Raw genomic sequence first — 25,326 nt, 5'->3', positions numbered from 1 at the left:
ATATCCGTGAATACCTCCACGATACATCATTTTGAAATAATTTTCGATAATCCCGATTTTTCACGGTTATTTGTTCCTTTCAGCCATGACACGCTCCACATCTGAGCGCAAAAGCAGGTTTTTCACACCCACCTTTATCTTTTCGATGTGCTTCACCTTGACGATATGGCAGATGTTGGCTGACGAAAGACCATAGATTTGCTGCACCTGCTCAACGGTATAGTAGCGTTCATCGTTCACAAGGTCAGTTCTGCGGAGTTCGTTCAAATGTGATTTGGAGTAATAGGTACGCCCGTACTCTCTTTTAGTGGGTATCTTATGGCGATAGGTGTAGGCACGGAGTGCGGTCGGCTTCATGCCGAACAGTTCCTCCACCTCCTCGGTCAGTAGCCAGTCGGTAATTTCGCTAATATCAACTGCCACACCGAAAAACTCGTCAATATGCTTCTTGCTGTAATAGTTCTTTCCTGCGATACGGCAGATGGGGATATGGTTACGCTTGGCGGAAGTGTAAAGCCATGACTGCTTTACCTTAAAAAGGGACATCACCTCCTCGCCCGAATAGAAGTCCAACACTTCTTCGCTTTCCTTTTCCCTTTTTTCTCTTTTGGCAGGTAAGGAAGATGAAGATGATTTCCTTGGTGTGGAGGTGTTGCCGGGCAGGATGCGGTGATAGGGATTGCCCTCCAACATCTGCTCGATGTCGGCTCTGCGGATGAATGCCATGCGGTTGCTGATGCGTGAGGCTTTCAGCTTGCCGATGGCTACAAGTTTGTAAATGTACTGTCGGGAACAGCCCATGAGGATGGCTGCTTTGGAAAAGGTGAGATACTCCTGATGCTGTATCTCCATCAAGGGTTGGGCGACTTTGAAGAGGTTGTTCTTCTGCATCACTCTGGCTCGTTTGGCTTCTGCCTGACAAGCCTCACTGCAATATCTTTGCATACCGCTTCGGGTTACAAAGGACTTGCCGCAAAAACTGCATTTTCTGGTTGCTTTCATACCGTTTTATCGTTTAATGGTTCATTTCTTCAATCCTATATCTCTGAAATGGTAAACGGATGTGAACGGAAGTCAACCATTGTCGCTTTTCTACACAGTGTGACTGTTTCCGCATATCGGGGCGGTTATTGTCGCTTGTCGTAAACGGTTGTAAACCCTTGTCAACTGTCTGCACGGTGTGACAAAAAACAAGCCCCGCAAATTCTCCACGTCAGAAATACGTCTCAAAAATATGTGGAAATTTGGGAAGCGACAAATGGCAACCGAAAAGTGTTAAATTTTAGAATATGCTGGTAATTAAAGATTTACACTCGGATATTTCTGATTAGTTTTGGTTGTTCTATGGTTATAAATACAATTACGAAAAGCTTCGCTACCTATTCTCGTAACACTATTGGGAATGGTTACAGAAGTTAGAGAGCTACAACCGATGAAAGCATTATCGCCAATTGTAGTAACACTATTTGGAATGGTTACAGAGGTTAGAGAGCTACAAATGCTGAAAGCCCAACCTCCTATTGTCGTAACACTATTGGGAATGGTTACAGAAGTTAGAGAGCCACAACCGCTGAAAGCCCAACCTCCTATTGTCGTAACACTATTGGGAATGGTTACAGAAGTTAGAGAGCTGCAATTGTCGAAAGTATACTCTCTAATTGTCGTAACACTATTGGGAATGGTTACAGAAGTTAGAGAGCTACAACCGTTGAAAGCCCAACCTCCTATTGTCGTAACACTATTGGGAATGGTTACAGAAGTTAGAGAGTTACAACCGTTGAAAGCATTGTCGCCAATTGTTGTAACACTATTGGGAATGGTTACAGAAGTTAGAGAACTACAATTGCTGAAAGCATATTCCTTAATTGTCGTAACACTATTGGGAATGGTTATAGAGGTTAGAGAACTGCAATAGCTAAAAGCATACTCTCCAATTGTCGTAACACTATCACCTACTATAATTCGTTTAACACCAAAGTATCTCCATGGTGCACTGTTGTATGGAACTGAATAATCATACATTTCCCCTTTTCCTGAAATGGTCAAAACTCCATCATCAGTAAGGTGCCATTTTAGATTAGGTCCACAAGTACCAGAGCTTTCTGCTTTAGCTGATAAGCCCATGAGTAGGGCTATTAACAAGATGTAGATTTGTTTCATGTTAGTATTTTTATATAAATAATACTTTTTTGATTTACGGAAGTTCAAATGCAAAGATAAATAAAAAATATTATAAACCTTAATTTCGCAGTATAAATTCTTGTAAGAACTTCAAGTGCCTGAAAAACAACGTTCTTAAAACACTTGGATATGTCAGAAACTTCACCTATCTTAGTGCTACGAAAAGTGTGAGATTTAATATATTTAACTTTCGGTCACATCAAAAATTACATAAATATGGACTGGATGGGGTCGTTTGAACCGCCCTCCCCATAATATGATAAAACGGAAACAAAGAAGATCATGTAATGGAGTGAATAATCAGTAGTCATTCCAAATGTTATTACCTCCATAATGGTTCCGTTTTCCACCCCTGCGGAAAGCCGAGAGCTTTTAAGTCAATTTCGGGAAACCGAATGAATAACCATGTTAGTTTGGATTGCATATCATTATTTGGGGATATAACATTAAGAAAGTATTTGATGATGCAGAGGTCAAAGTAAGCACGCATAGAATCTGTTGGAAGCGTTATCCATTCTCCTGCGGGACTAATGGGAATTGCTGGCTGAATGGCATTTTTCTTGTTCCATACTCTTGAATGATGACCACAGGCATTTCGAGTAACAGCAATAACCGTGAGCCATGACTCAAACACATTTATAGGTAAACCAAAACGTTTTGCTATGCGTTTGCGTATGCGATTTTGTTTGATGTTACGATAAATGGCATTGACGTTTCCAACAGTAAGCAGTTCTCCTAAAATCCACGATGGTGGATAAGGTTCTGAGTAGGTTCGTTTGAAATGAAGAATGAACTCTTCCTTAGATTTACTATATTCCTTGGATATAGCTCGCATTGTTTCATTAAATTTGAAACCATCTAAGAAATAAGAAAAGTCTGTCAGCCAAAAAGGATTGCCTGTCATATCTGCTGTTATTTGCATCACCGCACGTCTGATAGCAATTTCAATCTTTTCTATCTCATTAAACATGAGCAGTCTTAGTTTCTTGTCAAAGCGATAAAGCATCATCACCTTCTTGAAGGATGAACCTTTCTTGTACAAATGTGCTGTTTTGGGCATTTTCAACAAAGGATACATATAAGCAGACAATCTGTAATAACCAATGTTATCAAGGTATTGTATGGCTTTGTTTCTATCACAAATTTGTAAACCTCGAGATTCAAGCAAATCAACGAGATTTTCTGAAGATTCAAATCGTTTTGTAAAGGGAATAAGATTCACTATATTCAAATGTGTATAAACAAAAAACGCCTCGCACGATTTGAGCATTGTTAAGAGGCTTGGCGAGGACTGACTCAGCAAAGATACGAATAATTATTGATAATACAAACTTTTTAGTAAGAAAAATCACGCAAAAGTGGATTTCTTTTATTGCACTTCGTTTTGGAACTTGCAGAGATGGTCGTGAAATTATGAAAATCAATTTTCCTGTCACTTCTGTCATCACTTAAATGCCTATAATATATTGAGTATAAGCACATAGGAAGAAGTGTTAAAAGTGACAGGAAACGAAAATTAAACTTTATGTAGTGATATGGGGTTAATGGAGAAGGGACTTTTGCTACTTCTTTTGTAAGCCTGTCAGTAAGTCGGCAACCACATAGCTGGAGCCACCAACGAAGATGAAGTCGGATTGGGCGGCATCATGAAGGGCGGCTTGGTAGGCTTCAAGGACGGTTGGGAAGATGTTTCCGTGTAGGTCGTAGTCGTTGGCTGTTGCGGCAACCTTCTCTGCTGGGAAGGCACGATGCGTACTCGGTTGTGTCCAATAGTAAATGGCATCATCGGGGAGCATAGACATGACTGCGTGAAGGTCTTTATCATCCACCATACCAAAGACAATGCGCTTCTGCTTACATTGTTGACGTTTGATTTGTTGGGAGAGGTAGGTCCATCCACCAACGTTGTGTCCTGTGTCGCAGATGACCAACGGGTTAGCCTGTAGTTTCTGCCATCTACCCATCAGTCCGGTCAGTTCGCAAACATTGGCAAAGCCTTTAGCAATACTCTCTGCGTTCTTGATGACACCTTTATTATACAGTTGCATGACGGCAGTGAGTACTGTGTTGGCGTTCTTCTCTTGGTAACTACCACCCAATTCGCCCACAATATCACCAAAGAAACGAGTCTGATAAGCGATACCACCATCAGGGTTCGGGTGAGAAGAAAGTATTGCAGGGATGTCTTCAGCAAAGACAATGAGGGCATCCTCTTTCTGTGCTTTTGCCTTGAAAACAATCTGTGTTTCAGGGACAGACTCACCAATAACGACCGGTACACGATGTTTGATAATACCAGCCTTCTCTGCTGCGATTGCTCCGAGTGTATTACCGAGGAACTGGGTGTGGTCGAGTGATATATTGGTGATAATCGATAAGATAGGAGTGATGATGTTTGTACAATCGAGTCTACCACCTAAGCCCACTTCAATAATGGCAATATCAACCTTCTGCTCAGCAAAGTGCTTGAAAGCTAAGGCTGTTGTGAGTTCAAAGAAAGAAGGGTGCAGTGGCTCAAAGAAGTTGCGTTCTTGTTCAACAAAGTCAATCACCTCCTGTTCAGATATCATTTCTCCATTTACTCTGATACGTTCGCGGAAGTCAACGAGGTGCGGACTGGTATAGAGTCCGACCTTATATCCTTCAGCTTGGAGGATAGCTGCCAACGTGTGGGAGCATGAACCTTTTCCGTTGGTTCCTGCAACATGAATAGAAAGGAAGTGGGTATGCGGATGATCAAAGTGTTCATCTAATGCCTTTGTCGTCTCCAGTCCTTCTTTATAGGCTGATGCCCCGACATGTTCGAAGACGGGGGTGCTGTTGAATAGATATTCTACTGTTTCTTGGTAAGTCATAGTTGGGTGTTGGGTGGTGATGGAATGTAAGGAAATGACTTAGCCCCATTAGCCAATGAAGGCAAATGGGGCATATAATCATTATTTCAATTCTGTTTTTAAGCTCATTGCTTATTAAAAACTCGTTTACTTGTCAACTCGTCTAACTCGTTAGCAAACTCACTCAAAGAGCTTCTTAAAGTTTTCGAAGATAGAGCATTTGGTCTTTTTATCGCCTTGGAAGTTATCGCTTTTACGCATGCCTTCTATCATTTTCTTCTCTTCTTTCGTCAGCTCCTTTGGAACGTAAATACTAACGTGAACCACTAAGTCGCCAATACCGCTGCCATAGCCTTGTACGGCTGGGAGTCCCTTACCGCGTAAACGAAGCGTCTTACCAGGCTGTGTTCCTGGTTCAATCTTAATCTTTACATTACTGCCATCGATAGTTGGGATGTCAACCTGACCACCTAAAGCAGCTGTTGGGAAGTCGAGTAGGAGGTTATAGATAATGTTCTGTCCGTCACGAATGAAGGTGTCGTTAGGTTCCTCCTCGATATATACTTGGATATTACCAGCCACACCATTGTGTCTACCAGCATTACCCTTGCCCGGAACATTGACCACCATACCCTCAGCAACACCCGCTGGTATGTTGATTTCAACAACTTCTTCGCCCTTTACAACACCTTCGCCATGACAGTGGGTACATTTGTTTTTAATGATAGTACCCTCACCATTACATACATGACAGGTAGTCTGGGTCTGCATCATACCAAAGATACTCTGCTGTGTACGGATTTCAACACCCGAACCATGACAGTTCTGGCAGGTTTCGGTATCGCTACCATTCTCCGCACCAGAGCCATGACAATGTTCGCAAGTTACGTCCTTGCGTACCTTGAACTTCTTGGTAACGCCCGTAGCAACCTCTTGTAATGATAGACGAACCTTTAAACGAAGGTCTGTTCCGCGATATTTAGGTGCCTGTTGACCACCGCCTCCGAAGCCTCCGAAACCTCCACCATGTCCGCCGAATACATCGCCAAACATAGAGAAGATATCGTCCATAGAGAAACCACCTGCACCGAATGGGCTACCACCGCCAAAGCTGCCAGGAGTATCGAAGCCAAATTGGTCGTACTGTTGGCGTTTCTGTGGATCGTGTAATACATCGTATGCCTCAGCTGCTTCTTTAAATTTAGCCTCAGCTTCAGCATCACCAGGATTGCGGTCAGGATGATATTTTATAGCAAGTTTTCTATATGCTATCTTTATTTCGTTATCAGAGGCGTCTTTGCTGATACCCAACACTTCATAGTAATCTCTTCTTGCCATTTTCTTATTATTGTCCTACAGCTACCTTTGCGTGACGAATCACCTTGTCATTGAGTGTATAACCCGTCTGAACGCAATCAATTACCTTACCCTTTTTATCATCGCCCATTCCTGGAACCATTGCTATAGCTTCATGATAATCAACATTGAAGTCGGCATCATCGGTTTTAATCTTATTAACACCAAGTGTCTCCAAGGTCTTCAAAAACTTCTTATAGATAAGTTCAAAACCTTCTTTGATCGCCTGTGGGTCTTCTGTCTTGTCAGCAATAGCACGCTCAAAGTCGTCGAGGATAGGCAGAATAGCAGCTACAGTCTTCTCACTTCCGTTGAGAATCAGTTCTGACTTCTCCTTCAGTGTACGTTTCTTGTAGTTCTCAAATTCAGCAACCAAACGGATATACTTGTCTTTCCACTGCTCAACTTCTGACTGTGCAGAAGATACAGTGTCCTGTTCGTCTTCTGTCGAAGCTTCCTCTTCGTTTGACTCTTCAGCCTGTGTGTCAGCGTCGTTCTGGGTAGTCTCTTCGTTGTTCAACTCCAGATTGTCGCCTTCAATTTTTATTTTTTTCTCTTTCTTATTCATAATTAAATTGTACTATTTGTTTTGGCAGATATGCAAATTGTATGCCATGTTTTGAAAATCTTAGTACATTCCTGCTTTTTGCTCCTTAATCTGCTCATCATGGATATAGTCATCGTAGCTCATCAGCTTGTCGATGGTACCCTTTGGAGTCAACTCAATAATACGATCAGCAACGGTGTTAATAAACTCATGGTCGTGTGAACTGAAGAGGATATTACCCTTGAAGCCAATTAGGTTGTTATTAAACGCCTGAATACTCTCCAAGTCAAGGTGGTTGGTTGGTGTATCAAGAATCAAGCAGTTGGCATTCTGAAGCTGCATACGTGCAATCATACAACGCATCTTCTCACCTCCAGAGAGTACATTCACCTTCTTCTCAACCTCTTCCTGCTTGAACAACATACGACCCAAGAAGCCCTTCATGGCCACTTCGTTGCCCGGACCATATTGTGACAACCAGTCAACAAGGTTTAAGTCGCTATTGAAAAATTCGGTATTGTCCAATGGGAGGTAGGCTGTGGTGATTGTCACACCCCAGTTGTAAGTACCACCATCAGGCTTGCGATTGTCATTGATAATCTCAAAGAGGGCTGTCATAGCCTTTGAGTTGCGAGAAAGGAAGACTACCTTCTGTCCCTTCTCAATATTGAAGTTCACATTATCGAAGAGTACTGTTCCGTCCTCATCAACAGCCTTTAAGTTCTCAACCTCAAGAATCTGGTTACCTGGTTCACGTTCCATAGAGAAGATGATACCCGGATACTTACGACTTGATGGACGAATCTCCTCTACATTCAGACGCTCCAACATCTTCTTACGTGAGGTTGTCTGCTTACTCTTAGCCACATTGGCAGAGAATCGACGTATGAATTCCTCCAATTGCTTCTTCTTCTCCTCAGCCTTCATCTTCTGGTTCTGAGCCTGACGTAAAGCCAACTGTGAACTCTCATACCAGAAAGAGTAGTTACCAGCAAAGACGGTCACCTTACCGAAGTCGATATCGATTGTCTGTGTGCTGACTGAGTCGAGGAAGTGACGGTCGTGCGATACAACCAATACTGTCTGATGCTCGTCAATCTCACCGAGATAATCCTCTAACCATTCAACGGTCTCAAGGTCAAGGTCGTTAGTAGGCTCATCGAGCAATAAGTTCTCTGGCTTACCAAAGAGAGCCTTAGCCAACATTACGCGTACCTTCTCAGTGTTTGATAGCTGTGACATCTGCTTCTCATGCAACTCTTCTTTAACACCAAGATTCTGGAGCAACTGTGCGGCATTGCTTTCAGCCTCCCATCCATTCATCTCAGCAAACTTCAACTCTAAGTCGGCAGCACGATTACCATCCTCTTCCGTCATCTCTGGTTTAGCGTAAAGTTCCTCACGCTCTTTCATGTTCTTCCAGAGTGCTTCATGTCCCATGAGGACAGTGTCCATTACCTTATACTCGTCATATTTGAAGTGGTCCTGTTCCAAAACAGACAGACGTTCTCCTGGGCCTAACTCTACTGTCCCCTTGTTGGGCTCTAAGTCGCCAGAAATGGCACGAAGCAAGGTTGATTTACCAGCACCATTGGCACCAATGACTCCGTAAATATTACCTGGTGTAAACTTTAAGTTAACGTCCTTGTATAGAACTCTCTTGCCAAATTGGATAGCAAGGTTTGAAAGTGTAATCATCTTTTTCTAATACCTTATTATATAATAATTTGGCTGCAAAGGTACGATTTTTATTTCAAACGACAAAGAAAGAAGTAGATAGATGAGTCGTAGTTCTTTTGATATAAAACTCCCATTGTTCAAGTGTATTGAAAAAGATGAAAAAGAAGGTGTTGTTTTAGTTTAGAATCTTGCAAGATTGAAATTATTTCAGTAAATTTGCTCCCGAAAATTAATTACTAAAAGGATGTAGTTTAGGGATACACATAATTAAGGACTAACGACAACCTAATATATAATTAGGGTAAAAGAGCAGTGTGATACTGCAATGGGTTCTTCAATTAGGATAACAGAATCAGGAATAAATACCAATTCTTATGACCCTTACACTCCCACTTTTTAAAAAGTGAGTGTAAATGTTCTGGCATCCAACAAACTCAGAACAAGCATTAAAAAACATATTTAAGTAACATATTCACATTATAAGTTATGAAACAGAATAAGATTAAGATGGGTTACCAAACACCCTATACAGAAGTTATTGTTATCAATAACGAAACTTTACTTGCAGAGACTTCATTTCCTGGTCAGCATAAACCGGGTAATCACAAGAAAGGTCCTAATGCTAATAATGCAAAACAAGCACTTGAGTGGCTTGAGGTTGGTGATGAGGCTTCGTTAAGCAATGGACATACTTCTATGTGGGAAGATTAATCAAAAGAGGATTTTATTTAAATAAGTAATAAGCATAAAAGAACTTATAATAATGAGAAAACAGACATTTGAGGTGCGCCTGCTTTCATTAATAGCATTGTGTGGCATTGTAATGGCGTTTGCATCTTGCTCTAATGAAGATGTAGCACAAAGCACTATAGATACAAACACTGAAAACAATAGCAACCTGACTTCATTTGTGACTGGTGCAGCCGAAACTCGTACCTCACTCAACTATGATAATGGTGCTTTCTTTTGGGAGGCTGGTGACCATATCTATGTAAAGGATGATAACGGAACTTGGAACAAGAGTAGCAATGCTCCAACAGAGAAGACTCCAAGCTTTAAGTTTAAGGTTCCTGGTAAGTACACAAATAGCACTACTTATAAGGTATATTACCCAGGTAAGAATGGTCTTAACAACAACGTAACTATCTCTGCAGCACAGAGCCAGACACTGCCTAACAGCACTCTTCATATTGGTGAGGTTGGTGACTGCGGTACAGCAGATGCTACAGGTAGAAATGGCGCTTTTTATTTCCGTCTCGACCATCAGGCTGCTATCCTTGTGTTTCAGCCTTTTACAAACAATACAGCCGTAAAGAATTGTCAGCTGACAAAGATTGAAGTGACATCTGACAATGACCTTACTGGTACTTACACACTTGATACAACTACAGGTGAATTGACAGGTTCTGCAAGCGGTAAGACTATCACTATGACCACAAAGGGTAGCGGTTCTTATGCAAACGGTTTCTCTTTGAATACCAGCACAGCAGATGTAAAAACCAATGGTGCCTATGTTGTTATTCGTCCAGGTACACACGCCTTGACTGTTCGTTATTGGATCAAGGACTATGTTACAAACGTTGAAGGTGCTATTACTAAGACTTATCCAGCGTTCGACTATGAGAAGAACGACTACTATGATATGGCTGCCGATATCAACGTAACAGATTACGATGGTAGACAGTATTATCAGTGGGATGCAAACAATAATTTCTGGAATGGCTGTGAGTGGAATTCAGCAAATCCTTTGCAGCCTGTACTTGCAAATGGAACTTATTCAGGTTATGGTAATGACAACTTCTATAATAATGATAGAACAGCTGGTGTTAATTATGCTAAGTACTCTTGTCGTATGCTTCCAAATGTTAATCAGATGGCATGGTATATCTCGAATGGTGACCCACGTTGGGATGGAGAAGAAATTTGGACATCTATGGGACATCTTCATAAAGGAGGTATGTGGCTACTGAAAAAGTCATATATTCCTCAGATATCAGAGTATAAAGCTCCAGCCCCTTATAATAGAGATATACGTCAAGATGACTTCTCACTCAATAAAACAGTTAAACAGGGTACTCCTACATATAAGAGCAGCTACTTCTTCCTTCCTGCTTTGGGATACTACGCTTGGGGTAGCTTCAGTGGCTTAGGAACAAGTGGACACTATTGGACGTCAACTGGTCATGCTGATGATAGTAACTGGGCTTATTATTTAACGTTTGATAGTAGTACTATAACTTTGGCATGGGATAATTCAAATGCAGGTAGATATGTAATGACTTTCCAGTAAGAAACTTTTTAATATCTCTCTTTAAGAAGTCCCCTTCTTAAAGTTGCAGGTTTAAAAATATAATCTTGCCAACGCTCGTACAGTCTTGAGCTGTCTTCGGACAACTTAGTGAAGTACGATGTCGTTGGCAAGTTTTGTTTCTTTGCCTACTTTGTTTATTTTCTTTACCTCGTGTTTTTCAATTGATGCTTAATTGGTTTCAAAAAGATGCTTTTCAGAGGGTGTGCCAAAATGCAAATATCATTTTGATAATCTTACAGTTTGAAACAATTCATTTTAAAAGACCATTTCTATACTCGATTTTGAGTAAAGAAATGGTCTTTTCTTTGCTTTAAGGAAAAAAGTACTTATAGCTTGAAAGTTGTCAAGTTATTAATTTGCATTTTGACACATCCTCTGAAAGTACAAGCCACTATAAAGTTACATGATAAGTATTTCTATTTTAGTTTATCTATTATGCACTGTGCCATTTCGTGCATTTGTGTAGCAAAGAGAACAGGAATGCCATTATTATCCGCAGCGTAATGTTCTTTGCTATTTTTTATACCATTGTTCATATACCCGAAAGCCCTAATGCCATTTAGTCCTCCTTTTACAACTTCGTTGCAACGTTGTTTTAGTATTTTGCTTCGTTGATTGGGAGATAATGATGTTATACAATTCAAATCATTATTAGGGTCATTTTTATAACAATAGTATAACCATATCTCAAAGCAGGGATTGCTTATAATCCATCTTCCAGAATCATCCATCGCCTTAGAAGAGAGAATGTCCTGTAACTGATCGTAAAAAATATCGACATCAGTTAATAAGAAGACCTCATCTATTTTTTCTAAATAATAAGTCTGGTCATCAATTATAAATTTACCCTCCTTTCTAATCTTCTGCCATTCTTTCTGCATTTGATCAGGAAGTAGTCCTTGCCTCTCTTTTGAAAGAAATAACGCTCTTAAAACTGAGGATTTCTTACCGCTTATAAGTTCTTTCAGGAAATCTCGTTCTCTTTTTTCTCCACCTGAGATAATAAAGATAAGTGATGGCTCACGAAAACTATCCCCTTTTTGGTAGTTTGGGGAGGCATTGAAAGCTGTGATGACATTGTTTGCTTCACTATCCCCTACGTCTGTCTGCCTATCCTCTGCATCAGTCTGTTCTTCATTTTCTCGATAACAAATAGACGTTTTTGGCTCCTGTTCGGAGTCATCTTTTATATATGAAAACTTTGAAAAGTCCATAAGCCATTATATCTTTCGCTCTCCAATAAAGGGAATAGCACCATAGCGTCCTTCCATATACCCGTTTTCAATATTGATGGTATTATGAATCTTAAAATCATTTAATGAGTACATGTGAGTGCTACCATCCTTTTTCTCAACCATCCAAACCTCATCTGTACGAATAAACTTTTGATCCAACAAACATGTCTCATGCGTAGTGAATATCAGCTGACCAGTTGTCTCCTTATTAGAAAATATTTTTACTAATTCTCTTGTAAGATGTGGATGGATACTATGTTCAATTTCATCAATTAGGACTGTTTTACCAACCATCATCGCATCATAAAAAGCAGGAGCAAGATTGAGTAAGCGAACTGTTCCATCTGATTGTGCCACAATATCCATATCTTTTGAAAAGCCGTTTTTCCCAAACTGTTCAAACATCATCTGACTAATCTTTCTAACCCCTTCTTCAACGGTGATATTTCGTCTAATTCTGTTCTCTGTTATTTGAGATATTCCACCAGATTGCATTTTGTTTAATTTCTCTATTAACGGTTCTGCCTCATCGTGGGAGCGAATCCATTCATCAAAATCCTCTGTTTGAACTTTGACCGTATTGATTCCTAAATCAACAGCCTTGAATAGAGCCGATGTAAACTCAGTGATTTCTTTATTTCTTCTAAAAAGTTCAATTAAGCTAGGGATGAACGAATGAAAGCCGATTAGTAATAATTCTTCATGAAACCAATTCTTGGCAATAGCAATGTTTTCATCTGATAAAACAGGCATATCATCATTAATAGTCAATAAACTGGCAAAAGGATTTTTTTTCAGCCATACTTTAATCATTTGTTGCACCTCATCTGATGGTTTTACTGCAAAAGACAAAGTGTCGCCTTCTCTTGTAAAGACATTTTTATTCCCTTTTGCACCAAGTCCAGATTCTTGCAGGATTTCAGATTTAATACCATCTTCACCAATTTCAACAGCATAGATAAATGCTTTTCCTGCTTTTGTAACAAACTCTATTGTCAGAGTTATTGGTTGTGAAGCAGGATCATCCTTTAACGCATAAAAATATCTTGAAACTTTAGATTGATTTAAAAAATCTTTATTAGTCACTAATAACTTGATAAAGTCAACACCTTTAAGCATATTGGATTTTCCAGCACCATTGGCACCATATATAGCAGCCATTCTTAGTGTTGGTAACACTCCTGCAGCCATAGTAATATGATTGGGGAGAGACTCCTTTCTCATATTAGGGAACATATCAAATTGAACCTCATCTTCAAAAGACAGGAAATTCTTTAGTATTACTCTGAGTAACATAACTTACAAATTTAAATGATCATAAATGATAAAATACAGATAGCATCTAAATGCATCTTTTATTTTTAATAGGTGCAAATATACAAAAAATAAATATATGCCGTGAAAAATTCACGCAAATTAACTGCATACAAAATTCTCATTCACCTCACGGCTCACCCAACACCTCGATAATCATCATTACTTGCCGTGGTGTGTAGCCGATTGCAGAAAACTGTTTGGACAAACAGGGATAGAGGTTTATGTCATCAGAAAGTTACATTGGGATATTTTGTAAAAAGAGCTTTTAAGGAAAGACTATGTTATCTTTTAGGGATATAAGGTAATTGCTTAGCTGCTGCTAAAATGTACGTAGGTTAATTTAGTGTAGGTGTATCATGGGGTTCACATCCCCGTCGTGATGAACAGACGAAGGAAAGGGGAGAGAGGGGCAAGTTTCGTTCTTTGCCTACTTTGTTTATTTTCTTTGCCTCGTGTTTTTCAATTGATGCTTAATTGGTTTCTAAAAGACGCCCAATAGCATGGTAAAAGATGCTCTTTAATGCTTCAATAGATGCCCTTTTGAAGGCTTAAAGAGCATCTTTTGAAATGCTATTTTGTAATAACTTGATAAACAGATTGTTGTAAAGATACTAAAAGGATGAATTTTCTTTTCTTTTAAAGTGAGATAGTCTGTTGAGTTTGTAATGTTTTTTCGAAATCTATTGCGTGTTTTAAGATAAGTTGTTGAGTCTTTTTTATAATGGAATTTACGCAGAACTATCTATGACCTTTCTTCTATGATTTACTATGCGTAACTAATATAGCGTTTAGCTAATACGTGTTTACTCTATATTGTTATCTCCAAAGTAATAATTTGGCAAGTATGGATTAGGTAGTAACCTTGTAAGAAGTTTTATACGCTTGTGGTATAAGGGAAAGTACTCTTGTTTTTGTTTGGATTTTTAGGTAAAATTCTTACCTTTGTGTTATACATTAAATTTAAAGCTTATGGGCATTATAGCATCACTTATTATTGGAGCCATTGCAGGATGGTTAGGTGGACTTATCTATAAAGGTAGCGGTTTAGGACTTTTTGGAAATATCATTGTTGGTATTTTTGGAAGTGGCGTAGGATCTTGGCTTTTAGGAAGGGTGCTTCATATTTCACTTGGTGACGGGTGGATTGGTTCTATCATCACAGGTGCTATAGGTGCTGTTGTGGTTTTATTCTTATTAAACATTGTGTTTGGAAAGAAAAAATAAGGACACTAAAGTGGGTGTTTTAACCCAAATAAGTTATTAGAGCCTATATATATATTGTTTTGGCTTATGTGACAAAAGTGTGCTTATTTTAGCGTCGTTTTCTCTTATGTGACAAAAATGTGCTTAAAATCTCCCATTCCCCTTTTATTTCTTAGGAGAATGGGACTTTATAAAGTCTTGGATGAAGATCTTTCTTCTTTCCATACTGATCCCCTTGTGTAGGTTCAATTTTGTCTTTAAATCTGCATTGAGTGATTCAATGGCATTGTTTGTATTTGGCATCTTCAATTCAGGGTAATCATAGTATGTCCACAATGACGACATATTCCTTTTAAGGCTCAAAAAAGCACTACGTAGAGCTTTATGAGTATAATGTGATTTTCCATCTTCTGTTGTTGTCCGTTCCTTAAGAAAATCCTCCCACTTGGTGTACCATTCCTTTAAAGCCCCAATAAAGGACTCCTTGTCCGTATGACATAACATCTTGGATAATTCAAGCAGTTCTTTTGAAGCCTCAAGCTTGGGTCTTGAAGTTAGTTTTGTCTTTATAGTCATTACTTGATGGAACTGGCATAATTGGAATTTATAATTGGGAAAAGCTTGCCTAAGTCCCTTAAAACCATCGCATACAAGCCCTTGAATGGTATACCCAAGTGACTCCAAGTAGCTTATGCCCTCCTTATAGTCTTCAAGACGTTCATGCCTATTGATAAACTTAAACCAAAGTACATCACCAGACAATGAATCCTTCATGATAACGACACCAAAATTACGTCCCCAATAGGTGGCATCCATTAAAACCACTACAGGGCGAACAAGAAGGTTGGGAAGTTCTTCTTTATAAGATTTGGTGAGTTTTCTATAAATTGTCCTGGTTGAAACTCCGTACTCCTCTGATAGATCTTTGACTGTTAGATTACCCTTGGAATAACGATTATTGACAATGGTATTGGTAAGGCGATTATGTCCAACAAAGCTCCTCTTACAGCACTTACAATACCAGCGTTGACTACCATTAAGATGACCACGTTTTATAGTCGATTTTGAGCCACAATAAAAGCAGATTTTTTGCCATAAAAATATAAATAAAACAAAGATAATGATTATTAGATAGTTACAAGGATTTTAAGCACATTTTTGTCATATAGGCCATTGTTTTATTATTGAGTAGATGTTTGGCTTTGTAACGCAGGCATAGCAGACTATGTCGAGTTATATAGACAGACAAGAAACTGATAAGAAAATAAAGATGGTAGGTAATACTCCCATAGTTAAAATATATATATATTGCGGTCTAATGGTAGATATGGGTTTAATATCAACTTTTTATTTCTAAATCTCTCTATCTAATAAATGGAAAGCCCCGAAATGTCATACATTTCGGGGCTTTTCTCTTATGTTTTTTCTCTACTATCTCTTTCCGTTAGCAGTCCATATTTTGCCATCTTTAGTGTATAGAATATTCAATGATGAAGCATTGATTCTAATTATTTTTACGCCTTCTTTCAAGTCGATATTTACTAAAGTGTGGTCACCTTCCTTCTTAAAGGTTACGCCTTTAAGGTCAGGGATTCCATCTGAAAATCTAAAATAGTAGCTACCAGCTGCCTTAATGACGGTTATAGAACCATTATCGGCACTTTTCTTTATTTTATCACCTAAATAAGTGATTCTTCCTTTGTATGTTCCTACAAAGATATCATTGTCTGCAGGGTCATCTGTCTTGCTACAAGAGATTGAAGTAAGAGCTACTATGAATAAACAAATCAAAGTAGCTAAACTGAAGATTCTTTTCATAAATAATTTGATTTTAAGGGTTACTAATCTGCTAAGTTATTTCTTAACTTTTTCTTTCAATGACGCTAATTTCTTTTCTAATAGCTTAACAAGGTCTTCAGGTTTACTGTCTGAATCTGATAAAAGATTGTCAACCTTTTCTTCTAAAGTGCCTTTTAACTCCATTGATTTATCACGCATTTTTCTTGTAAGACTATCTATTTGGTCTTTTAGTTCATCAACTTTATCGCCTATAGAATTCTTTTTACATAAGGTTTTATCCTTGTCAAGTACAAAAAGTACACCTATACCTGCAACTGTTCCAGCTGCTACTCCTAATAAAATGCTTCCAATTTTCGACATATTCTTAGATATGTTTTATTTAGTTTAAAATATGCTGTCGTTGTAAATATAATAAATAAATTTGATATAAGCAATATTGATGTGAGAATTGTGTGGTAATTTTATAAAGAATAACATTATCTCATGGTTATTGTGATAATATTTTATATATTAATAAAAATCACTATCAGCGCCTTTTAAAAACAATGTTTACTTGATAGCAATACAATTTTTACAAAAAAGTCAAGTCTATATAACTATCTTCTACATTCAATTTTAGTGTTTTTGTTTATGTATGTAAGTATAAAAAAAATACCAAACCCGTGATGGTTTGGTATTTCTTACTCTTGTATAGTACTATTATTATGGTAAAATAATTAGTTCAAGGCTGTCAGATTTGACTTTCACTTTCAGCCAGTCATAAAGCTGTTTTCTGTTGTCTTTGGCAAGTGTCTTGTTTGTTTTGATTATAGCCACGATGTGATTTTTTATTGAGGCAGAATCAACGAAAGACTCAGATGCTTTCGAAAGCATAATACTCTTTGCTTCGGGGCATACGACTTTAAGTTCTTCTTTCATGTCGTTTGCAAGTACAGGATAATGCGTGTATGAGTTTAGCTGCTTCTGTAATACATCATTTCTATATGCAAGTTCTTGCCATTCAGCCGTATTCTTTTCTCCTACCATCAACTGACCTTTATTCTTGTGCTGTAAGAGTAATAAGCTATCAGAGTTAGATCCTTGTATCACCTTTAGTGCGTAGCCATCAAGCTGATAATTAGTCATCGCTTTTTGTGCTTTAGCTATCGAATCAGTTGATATCGGATTGCCCACCGCTACCACATGGAGGGTTTTGGTTTTTAGGTCGTATTGGTGTGAGAGAATGTTTGTTCCGCTATAATTAAGTTCCTTTGTAACGAAATTCTCTATGTTATTTTCAAATACACTTTGCTTAATGATGTTCCATGTCATGTAGCTTGCAGGGATAATTGTGATAATGATAATGCTGACGATGTAAAGATTTACTCGTCTCATTTTTTCACGATTGATAAACTGCTTTCTATGAAAATGCAGAAAGCGTACACCTACGCAGGTTGTAAAAGCAATGAAAACAGTATTGATGAAATAAAGGTAAAATGCCCCAAAGAAGTAGGATGTGTTTTGTACAGCCAGTCCATAACCTGCTGTACAAAGTGGTGGCATTAAGGCTGTGGCAATGGCAACACCCGGCACCACGTTGTTTCTTCCTTTTGTTGACGTAGCTAAGAATCCAGCAGCACCACCAAAAAGAGCTATCAATACGTCATAAAGGGTAGGCGATGTGCGTGCTAAGAGTTCGGATTGAGCATCCGTGATAGGTGAAAGTGTAAAGTAGATTGTTGCAGTAACAACGCTAATGAATGTACTTACCAAATAGTTTTTTATGGATTGTTTGAACAAGTCCAAGTCAGCAATTCCAAGAGCTAATCCCATACCGATGATTGGTCCCATCAGTGGAGAGATGAGCATAGCACCAATAATTACTGCTGTTGAATTGACATTTAAGCCTAAGGATGCAATAAATACGGCAAAGATAAGTATCCAGAGATTAGAACCTTGAAAGTTGATGCCATTAGTTATTTGTTTAATAACATATTTTTCGCCGTCTTTGTCAGGTAAGACATTGAAATAACGCTTAATTATCTGCCATAAAGTTTGATTGTTATTTTCCTGCATTTTGTTTTTTTTGCAAAGATACTAAATTTAATGGAACGTTTCAAGCAATTTCTTGATTAACTATTAGGGAGTGGGCTGGTGTTTGTGAGCGTACATTCTTTTCGTTTCACATAAGAACAAGATTGGTAAAGATAAGGCTCCGTTGTAGTGCACAGCCGATATGCAATTACGATAGTCCTATATATGAATAGGTGTTCTGATCAACAAGGAGCTATGAGAATAAAAAAAGAGTACCAAGAAAACTTGATACTCTTTTTATTTATGTTAGATTTTAGAGTGTAAATTACTTGCCACCCTCCATCTTCTTCTTCAAGTCAGCGAGAACACCGAGGTCACCGAGAGATGTACCAGCAGCAACGTTGTTGATAGCAGCTGCGTCATTCTTTGGCTTGTTCTGGCTTGCTGGACGCTGGCGACGTGGCTCTTCCTTAACATCCTCAAATGTACGAGAGTGAGAAAGGATGATACGCTTAGTGTCCTTAACGAACTCGATTACCATGAATGGGAGAACCTCACCAAGCTGTGCCTGTGTGCCGTCTGGCTTAACAAGGTGCTTTGGAGTTGCGAAGCCTTCACCACCCTCAGCGAGTGTGATAACGGCACCCTTGTCCATAACCTCAGTAATCTTACCCTCGTGGACAGAACCAGGAGTGTAGATTGCCTCGTACTCATCCCAAGGATTTGTCTCGAGCTGCTTGTGACCAAGGCTCAAACGACGATTCTCCTTGTCGATTTCGAGAACAACAACCTCAATCTCTGAACCCTGTGAGGTGAACTCTGATGGATGCTTAACTTTCTTAGTCCAAGAGAGGTCGCTGATATGGATAAGACCATCAACACCTTCCTCAAGCTCTACGAAGATACCGAAATTAGTGAAGTTGCGAACCTTAGCAATGTGCTTAGAACCTACAGGGTACTTAACCTCGATAGACTCCCATGGGTCTTCCTTAAGCTGCTTGATGCCGAGAGACATCTTACGCTCGTCGCGGTCGAGTGTGAGGATTACTGCCTCAACTTCGTCACCCACCTTCATGAATTCCTGTGCAGAACGCAAGTGCTGGCTCCAGCTCATCTCTGAAACGTGGATCAAGCCCTCAACGCCTGGCTGAATCTCAACGAATGCACCATAGTCAGCCATAACAACTACCTTACCCTTCACGTGGTCACCAACCTTGAGGTTTGGATCCAGTGAATCCCATGGGTGCTGAGTGAGCTGCTTGATACCGAGAGCGATACGTTTCTTCTCCTCATCGAAGTCGAGGATAACAACGTTAATCTTCTGGTCAAGTGCAACAACCTCGTGTGGATCGCTTACACGGCCCCAAGAGAGGTCAGTGATATGTACGAGTCCGTCAACACCACCGAGGTCAACGAATACACCATAAGAGGTGATATTCTTAACGGTACCCTCGAGGATCTGACCCTTCTCAAGGTGAGAAATGATCTCCTTACGCTGTGCCTCAAGCTCAGCCTCGATGAGTGCCTTGTGTGAAACGACTACGTTACGGAACTCCTGGTTGATCTTAACAACCTTGAACTCCATTGTCTTACCAACGAATACGTCGTAGTCGCGTATAGGGTGAACGTCAATCTGGCTGCCTGGAAGGAATGCCTCGATACCGAATACGTCAACAATCATACCACCCTTAGTGCGGCTCTTGATGTAACCCTGGATAACCTCGTCGTTCTCCAGTGCCTTGTTGATATTCTCCCAGCTCTTCTGGAGGCGTGCCTTCTTGTGAGAAAGAACGAGCTGACCACGCTTGTCCTCTTGGTTCTCAACATAAACCTCTACCTTGTCACCAGCCTTGAGCTCTGGGTTGTAACGGAATTCAGAAGCAGGGATGATACCATCGCTCTTGTAGCCGATGTTAACAACTACTTCCTTCTTGTCAACTGAAATAACAGTACCTTCAACTACCTGATGCTCCTGGATCTTGTTAAGAGTTTCGTCATAAGCCTTTGTAAGATCGTTCTTACTTGCCTCGGCATGTGAGCCGTTCTCGAACTCATCCCAGTTGAAGTCAGCTAAAGGCTGTACATTCTGGACGTCTTTGAAATTTGTCATAAAGTGTTTAAAAAATAATTTAATTAATAAAGTTCGACTTTATATTGCCTTTGAAATGGGTACAATCCACCCATAACGGGTGCAAAGTTACGAATAATATTCTGTATATTAGTGCTTTTGTTTCTCTTTTTTTGTTTTTTTCTTTCTGCTTCCAAAGATATCACTCAGTCTGTTGAAATCTTTCTTTAGTATCAAGCCTATACCCTGCGTTGTCAATGAGTTACGTGTAAAGTAACGGTCGTTCGTCTGGTTATAGACGTGGAAGGCTACGTTTCCGCTAGGGAAGAGGAGGTAACGGATGTCGAAATCGCCGATGAAGGAGGCTTTGTCCTTGGCTACATTGTTACGATAACCGAACTGTCCATTAAAGAGTAAGCGGTTGTTAAGCATACTTCCTGAGAGTAATCCTTCGTATTCTGCATTGTCGAAGCCTTCATTACCTGTCGCAATGTTTGCACCAAAGTTCCAGTTGTTGTCCTTCACAACATTGGACAGGACGGTGTTGATTTGTTGTGAAATCGTACCAGAAAGAAGGCTCTGCATGGCTAGTGACGTACGACTTGGCGACCCACTGTTTCGTGCCGTATTGTTATTGTTGCTCTGTGGATAGAAACGTCCAACAGCCAGTAAGTAAAGTACTTGCTGGTTAAGTTCCTGCTCAGAGTTGAGGATTGAGTGTATCATCTGTTGTGCATCAGGGGAGAGCGTTGGTAGATCGAGACCGAATGAGACTGTCGGTGCGCCTGGCGTACCTTCAATGTTTAGCAGACAGTTCACCTTCGTGTTATTCGCTGTGAACGACCTTCCCAACCCGAGGTCGCCCAATGGTACAGAGTTGATGAAGTAATTGGCTTTCAGGTTCAATGCTGCGTTGAAAGGGTCGCCACCGAAGGCGATGGTTGAACCTGGCTGGAAGACAAACTGCTTCTTGATTATGTTCTGAATCGTAAGATTGTATTGTCCATACTCCACGTTGTAGTTTCCAAATAGCTGGAAGGCTCCCTTATTATAATAGGTGGCACGGATGATTCCGGAACCATTCAGGCGGATGTTATCACCTGTTGCATCATCAAGCAGCACACCCAGTGTAAGATTTGGGTTCGTCCGAACGAGGCAGTTGATATGCAGGTCGCTTGGGATATCGTCGAAGTCGATTTTGGTGTTATTCTTCTTTGGAGCGGGTTTGGCTGCAAAACTAAGGGTGTCAGCAGCTTCTGGGATTAATACGCCCGTACTATCCTTTGGTAAGTTAATCCATCTTATGAAGTTGTTTGTGCCAGCATCGTTCGTCAATGAAGCATCGTATGTTATATAGGTGTTCTTTTCAGGCTTCACGTCAATATTCATGGTTGTTGAACCGGGTTCACCTTTTATATTACATTTACCAGTTGCATATACCATACCCCAGAATGACTCCTTACCCAGCTTCTTTGGGAAGTTATAGCTTAAGAGATTCCGTGCGAAGATATTGATGTCGTACGTAAGGTGGGTAAGATTTGTATGATGTAGCCCACCTGTTACGATACCAATATTTCCTTTTGAGTCGGTGATGGTGTCATTGCCAAAGATAATCTCGTTTGGAATGATACGTACACGTGCGTCCCGCATGGTATAGGTAACGCCAATAGGCATTACATGTACACTTCCGTTCACCTGCATATCGCCTTCAAGGTTGATGGCACTAAGAGGTCCGATGACCTTACACCAGCCATTTCCCTGTATTTCAATGTTATCCATAAAGGAGCCACAGAAGGTTTTGAGGAAGTAGAGGTGTGAGTTATTTGCAAAGATTGGAAGGTTGATATAGCTTTTCTTAATATCAACATATCCCTTTATATCTGTGCGCGTTCCATCACCGCCATCTGCGTAAGCGTCGATGTTTATTTTACCTTCTTTGTCATTGTAGTTTGCATCAGCATAAAGAGTTCCCAAGTCACCATTTTCAAACTGGAAGTTTTGCACTTCAAGCTTCGCTTGCAACAGTGGATGATGGAAGAATGACTTGATAGAAGCGATACCTGAGGCGGTTCCAGCAAACGAAACGCTATGAAAATTGACGAGGTTGAGAATGTATGGAACATTGACATCCTTGAATCTTACAAGGATGGAATCGTTCTGATTACCAGAGGTCTGTCCGTTGGCGATGATATGCTGATTGTTGTTAGAAAGTTCAAAGTGATCGATGGTGAGATAGTTCCGATGATATGAAATATCGGATGGTTGCACTTGCAGGGTTATAGAGTCAAAGTTAATCTTTGATGGATTGAGATGCAAGCGTGTCTTTAAGTCGCCATGAAGGCGTGAGAAGGATGCCTCACTATTGATGTTCCCATATATAGGAGCTAGTCCTGGTATGCGGAAAGAAATGTCTGAACTGATTGTGTTGTCGGCGATAAGTCCTTGTGCATTGATAAGAATATGTGGACCTTGCTCTCCCTTTCGTTCGGCAGAGATGGTCGTAACTAAGCCTTGCGGCTCACTGTTAATGTTCAGCAGAAGTTTCTTTATCTGCTGTCCTTTGTAGGTCACGTCGGGGGCGTTGACGTTCAAGTCAAGTTCATGCTGCCGCTCACGAACAATACCCGTTAGTCTCATAGCATGTGAAGAGGTGATCGGTGTTTTAAGCAGACTGTTCAGCAGTTTCGTATCATTCAAGCGCAAGGTGAAGGCATAGTTTGCCTTTCCATACGATAACGGATATTGCGATTTTGCCTGGATAAGACTTGGTAAATAATGTTCTAAGGTTCGCATGATACTTTGTGGGAGTGCCTCGTAGTCGTATTGCCCCACGAGGTGTAGCTCTCCAAAGTCAGTTTGTGCATCGAGCGATTTACCTAGAAGTCCGTTGTTGGCATTGATATTTACTTGGTTCAGCGTGATGTTCTGACCTTCGCCAATCATCGTAAAATTCTTCACGTCAAGGTTGCCGATGACGTCATTCAGACTTCTGCCCTGTCCTTTTATCTTGGATGTAAACGAAATCGTTCGGTTGCCCAAAGCCTCTGTCAGCTGTAGTTTATGTAGGTTGACCGCATCAGCGGTAATTGTGACGTTGGTAGATAGTTTTCCTTTCTGTTGTATGAAAGCCATGATATTGGCAGCCTTTCCGTCAATATCAAGCTTTCCATTCGGGTCATGGATTGCGGCTTTTCCTGTCAGAATATCATTCTTGTAGCTTCCGTCAAGGTGGATGTTCTTGTAGGTATAACCTTTATAATAAAAAGAGGAAACGTCACCCCTAGCAATGATTAACGTGAGGTCAGTATTTCCTTCCACCTTAATGTTTGTGTTTACTGTTCCAAAATCGTTGTTGTCAAGTACCTTTGCAAGGTTTAAGTCGGTTGTGTTGATAGTCCCTTGGATGTTCTTTCCATGAATGGTCGTCGCTAGTTGGACGTTTCCGGCTTCCGTGTTGAGCAATCCTTTTGCAGAATACTTATTCATGCTGTGCGCGAAGCTACCACGATAGTTGATATTACCGATGTTACTCAAAGGTTTAGGGAGAGACTGATGCGCAACTTTCGCAATGGCAAGAAGCGTATTCTTGTTTACCTTTAAAGGGCTGAATGTGAAGTCCCATGTAGGCTTCTCCTGAATGTTTTTTATCCATCCGTTTGCCTTTATGTGGGTTGAAAAGGATGGGTCAGAAATGTTGAGTTGCTTTACTACTACTGATTGGTTCGTACCCTTTGCGTCAATCGCAGCTGTATAGTTTGTTGTTATAGTTCTTAATTCGGGGAGAAGTGGGACGAAATCGGATGGTTTTACTTGGGCTTTTAGGCTCTGAAGGTCATAGCGTAAGGTATTGATGTCCAACTTCTTGTCGTTGAACTTATAGGTCGTAAGTAAGGCTTTTAAAGTAATCTTACTATTTGTTCCTTCGTAAACAAAGTTACGCAGGTTGGCTTGCTTTTGATTGGCGTTTAAATCAAAGGCTAACTGCTTGACCTCTAAACCTGATGCCTCCTTAAAGGCCAATGACCTCAAGTTTGCCCATACGCTCGTGTCATCCAATTTGTGAAGGATGATATAAGACGAGATGTTTGTGAGGTTGATATGGTTCAGATTCAGTCTGTTAGGTGTCGTGGGTGCATCCATACAATCGTATTTGATGCTACCATGACGGACAACAAGACTATTGATGGATAAGTGCAAAGGCGTGTGACTGGTCGTGTCTTTGGAAGCCAATGAGTCCAATGCAAATTGGAAGTTTGGTTTGGCATCTTTGCTTGTTTTGTAGAGCTCAGCTTGTAAGCCAAAAATCTGTGCAGAGGATATGTTTATCTCTCCTGTTCGGAGAAGATGCCAGATGTCAACTCTTGCACCGATGCGTGATGCTGATAGCATCTTCTTATGACTTTGGTCATAGATGAGGATGTCGTCTAAAACAAAGCGGTTGATGAAGCCTAAATCAATGCGCCCTACATGTACTTCAGTACCTAGTTTATCACCTGCAAGGTTACCTACTTTTTGGGCAAGAAAATCCTGTACTACTGGTATGTGCAGCAGTACGATTGCGGTTAAATAAAGACCCGCTATAGTCCATATAACCCACCGTATAGTTGTCCTGAGTTTCTTCAATGCGTTTACAAAACTAATAAAAAAACGTTTTATACTGAAATTATTATGTTGAAATGTGCCAAATCCGCTTAAAAATTGCTATATTTGCAGAAAATAAGCTACGCTCGGCAAATTGAAAGTAACTTTTCTTTGCGCTCGCTTGCATTATTTTTGTCAGA

Annotated in this window: 18 protein-coding genes; 3 read left to right on the top strand and 15 right to left on the bottom strand. The window is 40.0% G+C overall.

Annotated elements, in window-relative coordinates; genetic code table 11:
* Window positions 1-66: 66 nt before the first annotated feature.
* From tnpA to J4856_RS03915, 7 genes are all read right to left on the bottom strand, one after another.
* Window positions 67-1,002 carry a transposon Tn4555 protein TnpA gene (tnpA, locus tag J4856_RS03945; RefSeq protein WP_004292844.1) on the bottom strand — a complete coding sequence of 312 codons (936 nt, stop codon included), beginning with the start codon at window positions 1,000-1,002 and terminating at the stop codon, window positions 67-69.
* 297 nt (window positions 1,003-1,299) lie between these two features.
* Window positions 1,300-2,160, bottom strand: coding sequence for a leucine-rich repeat domain-containing protein (locus J4856_RS03940; protein WP_143150344.1), 861 nt, complete (start codon window positions 2,158-2,160; stop codon window positions 1,300-1,302).
* Window positions 2,161-2,503: 343 nt separating this feature from the next.
* Window positions 2,504-3,259 (bottom strand): Abi family protein, encoded by a 756-nt coding sequence (locus J4856_RS03935; RefSeq protein WP_234967226.1) that lies wholly within the window; start codon window positions 3,257-3,259, stop codon window positions 2,504-2,506.
* Between the two features lie 484 nt (window positions 3,260-3,743).
* Complete coding sequence (locus J4856_RS03930) at window positions 3,744-5,036, bottom strand: bifunctional folylpolyglutamate synthase/dihydrofolate synthase (RefSeq protein ID WP_025839883.1); 1,293 nt, start codon at window positions 5,034-5,036, stop codon at window positions 3,744-3,746.
* 159 nt (window positions 5,037-5,195) lie between these two features.
* Window positions 5,196-6,353, bottom strand: a complete 1,158-nt coding sequence (gene dnaJ, locus J4856_RS03925; RefSeq protein WP_025839884.1) for a molecular chaperone DnaJ — start codon at window positions 6,351-6,353, stop codon at window positions 5,196-5,198.
* Window positions 6,354-6,360: 7 nt separating this feature from the next.
* Window positions 6,361-6,939, bottom strand: coding sequence for a nucleotide exchange factor GrpE (locus J4856_RS03920; protein ID WP_025839885.1), 579 nt, complete (start codon window positions 6,937-6,939; stop codon window positions 6,361-6,363).
* Between the two features lie 60 nt (window positions 6,940-6,999).
* On the bottom strand, window positions 7,000-8,616 hold the full coding sequence (locus J4856_RS03915) for an ABC-F family ATP-binding cassette domain-containing protein (protein WP_065367923.1): 1,617 nt from the start codon (window positions 8,614-8,616) through the stop codon (window positions 7,000-7,002).
* Between the two features lie 468 nt (window positions 8,617-9,084).
* Between J4856_RS03915 and J4856_RS03910 the strand changes: the two genes are divergently transcribed.
* Together J4856_RS03910 and J4856_RS03905 are read left to right on the top strand one after the other, a co-directional pair.
* Window positions 9,085-9,309 (top strand): hypothetical protein, encoded by a 225-nt coding sequence (locus tag J4856_RS03910; RefSeq protein WP_025839886.1) that lies wholly within the window; start codon window positions 9,085-9,087, stop codon window positions 9,307-9,309.
* 52 nt (window positions 9,310-9,361) lie between these two features.
* On the top strand, window positions 9,362-10,888 hold the full coding sequence (locus J4856_RS03905; protein WP_065367922.1) for a hypothetical protein: 1,527 nt from the start codon (window positions 9,362-9,364) through the stop codon (window positions 10,886-10,888).
* Between the two features lie 437 nt (window positions 10,889-11,325).
* Here J4856_RS03905 and J4856_RS03900 read toward each other — a convergent pair whose 3' ends face one another.
* On the bottom strand, window positions 11,326-12,123 hold the full coding sequence (locus tag J4856_RS03900) for an RloB family protein (protein ID WP_081764341.1): 798 nt from the start codon (window positions 12,121-12,123) through the stop codon (window positions 11,326-11,328).
* Window positions 12,124-12,129: 6 nt separating this feature from the next.
* Window positions 12,130-13,440 (bottom strand): AAA family ATPase, encoded by a 1,311-nt coding sequence (locus J4856_RS03895; protein WP_025839888.1) that lies wholly within the window; start codon window positions 13,438-13,440, stop codon window positions 12,130-12,132.
* 990 nt (window positions 13,441-14,430) lie between these two features.
* On the opposite strand from J4856_RS03895, the gene J4856_RS03890 reads away from it, so the two are divergent.
* Window positions 14,431-14,685, top strand: coding sequence for a GlsB/YeaQ/YmgE family stress response membrane protein (locus J4856_RS03890; protein ID WP_025839889.1), 255 nt, complete (start codon window positions 14,431-14,433; stop codon window positions 14,683-14,685).
* A 144-nt stretch (window positions 14,686-14,829) separates the two neighbouring features.
* On the opposite strand, the gene J4856_RS03885 is transcribed toward J4856_RS03890, so the two are convergent.
* From J4856_RS03885 to J4856_RS03860, 6 genes are all read right to left on the bottom strand, one after another.
* Complete coding sequence (locus J4856_RS03885; RefSeq protein WP_428842426.1) at window positions 14,830-15,750, bottom strand: IS256 family transposase, variant Zn-binding type; 921 nt, start codon at window positions 15,748-15,750, stop codon at window positions 14,830-14,832.
* A gap of 345 nt (window positions 15,751-16,095) precedes the next feature.
* Window positions 16,096-16,482, bottom strand: a complete 387-nt coding sequence (locus J4856_RS03880) for a hypothetical protein (RefSeq protein ID WP_025839432.1) — start codon at window positions 16,480-16,482, stop codon at window positions 16,096-16,098.
* 36 nt (window positions 16,483-16,518) lie between these two features.
* A complete protein-coding gene (locus tag J4856_RS03875; RefSeq protein WP_025839434.1) occupies window positions 16,519-16,824 on the bottom strand; it encodes a YtxH domain-containing protein in 306 nt (101 codons plus the stop codon).
* A gap of 342 nt (window positions 16,825-17,166) precedes the next feature.
* The gene (locus J4856_RS03870; protein ID WP_025839436.1) at window positions 17,167-18,519 is read right to left on the bottom strand and encodes a TIGR00341 family protein; all 1,353 of its coding nucleotides are present in this window, start codon (window positions 18,517-18,519) and stop codon (window positions 17,167-17,169) included.
* A gap of 283 nt (window positions 18,520-18,802) precedes the next feature.
* Window positions 18,803-20,587 carry a 30S ribosomal protein S1 gene (gene rpsA / locus J4856_RS03865; protein ID WP_025839438.1) on the bottom strand — a complete coding sequence of 595 codons (1,785 nt, stop codon included), beginning with the start codon at window positions 20,585-20,587 and terminating at the stop codon, window positions 18,803-18,805.
* Window positions 20,588-20,695: 108 nt separating this feature from the next.
* On the bottom strand, window positions 20,696-25,168 hold the full coding sequence (locus J4856_RS03860; RefSeq protein ID WP_025839440.1) for a translocation/assembly module TamB domain-containing protein: 4,473 nt from the start codon (window positions 25,166-25,168) through the stop codon (window positions 20,696-20,698).
* Window positions 25,169-25,326: the final 158 nt, after the last annotated feature.

Origin of the sequence: Prevotella scopos JCM 17725, assembly GCF_018127785.1 — a bacterium.
Classification (GTDB): domain Bacteria; phylum Bacteroidota; class Bacteroidia; order Bacteroidales; family Bacteroidaceae; genus Prevotella; species Prevotella scopos.
The sequence above is the reverse complement of the archived record's forward strand: the minus strand, read 5'-3'. Positions and strand labels throughout refer to the sequence as shown.

What these genes read in the sequence shown, in the direction of transcription:
- tnpA (WP_004292844.1), bottom strand. Translation starts at nt 1,002, where the DNA reads ATGAAAGCAACCAGAAAATGCAGTTTTTGCGGCAAGTCCTTTGTAACC.
- J4856_RS03940 (WP_143150344.1), bottom strand. Translation starts at nt 2,160, where the DNA reads ATGAAACAAATCTACATCTTGTTAATAGCCCTACTCATGGGCTTATCA.
- J4856_RS03935 (WP_234967226.1), bottom strand. Translation starts at nt 3,259, where the DNA reads ATGTATCCTTTGTTGAAAATGCCCAAAACAGCACATTTGTACAAGAAA.
- J4856_RS03930 (WP_025839883.1), bottom strand. Translation starts at nt 5,036, where the DNA reads ATGACTTACCAAGAAACAGTAGAATATCTATTCAACAGCACCCCCGTC.
- dnaJ (WP_025839884.1), bottom strand. Translation starts at nt 6,353, where the DNA reads ATGGCAAGAAGAGATTACTATGAAGTGTTGGGTATCAGCAAAGACGCC.
- J4856_RS03920 (WP_025839885.1), bottom strand. Translation starts at nt 6,939, where the DNA reads ATGAATAAGAAAGAGAAAAAAATAAAAATTGAAGGCGACAATCTGGAG.
- J4856_RS03915 (WP_065367923.1), bottom strand. Translation starts at nt 8,616, where the DNA reads ATGATTACACTTTCAAACCTTGCTATCCAATTTGGCAAGAGAGTTCTA.
- J4856_RS03910 (WP_025839886.1), top strand. Translation starts at nt 9,085, where the DNA reads ATGAAACAGAATAAGATTAAGATGGGTTACCAAACACCCTATACAGAA.
- J4856_RS03905 (WP_065367922.1), top strand. Translation starts at nt 9,362, where the DNA reads ATGAGAAAACAGACATTTGAGGTGCGCCTGCTTTCATTAATAGCATTG.
- J4856_RS03900 (WP_081764341.1), bottom strand. Translation starts at nt 12,123, where the DNA reads ATGGACTTTTCAAAGTTTTCATATATAAAAGATGACTCCGAACAGGAG.
- J4856_RS03895 (WP_025839888.1), bottom strand. Translation starts at nt 13,440, where the DNA reads ATGTTACTCAGAGTAATACTAAAGAATTTCCTGTCTTTTGAAGATGAG.
- J4856_RS03890 (WP_025839889.1), top strand. Translation starts at nt 14,431, where the DNA reads ATGGGCATTATAGCATCACTTATTATTGGAGCCATTGCAGGATGGTTA.
- J4856_RS03880 (WP_025839432.1), bottom strand. Translation starts at nt 16,482, where the DNA reads ATGAAAAGAATCTTCAGTTTAGCTACTTTGATTTGTTTATTCATAGTA.
- J4856_RS03875 (WP_025839434.1), bottom strand. Translation starts at nt 16,824, where the DNA reads ATGTCGAAAATTGGAAGCATTTTATTAGGAGTAGCAGCTGGAACAGTT.
- J4856_RS03870 (WP_025839436.1), bottom strand. Translation starts at nt 18,519, where the DNA reads ATGCAGGAAAATAACAATCAAACTTTATGGCAGATAATTAAGCGTTAT.
- rpsA (WP_025839438.1), bottom strand. Translation starts at nt 20,587, where the DNA reads ATGACAAATTTCAAAGACGTCCAGAATGTACAGCCTTTAGCTGACTTC.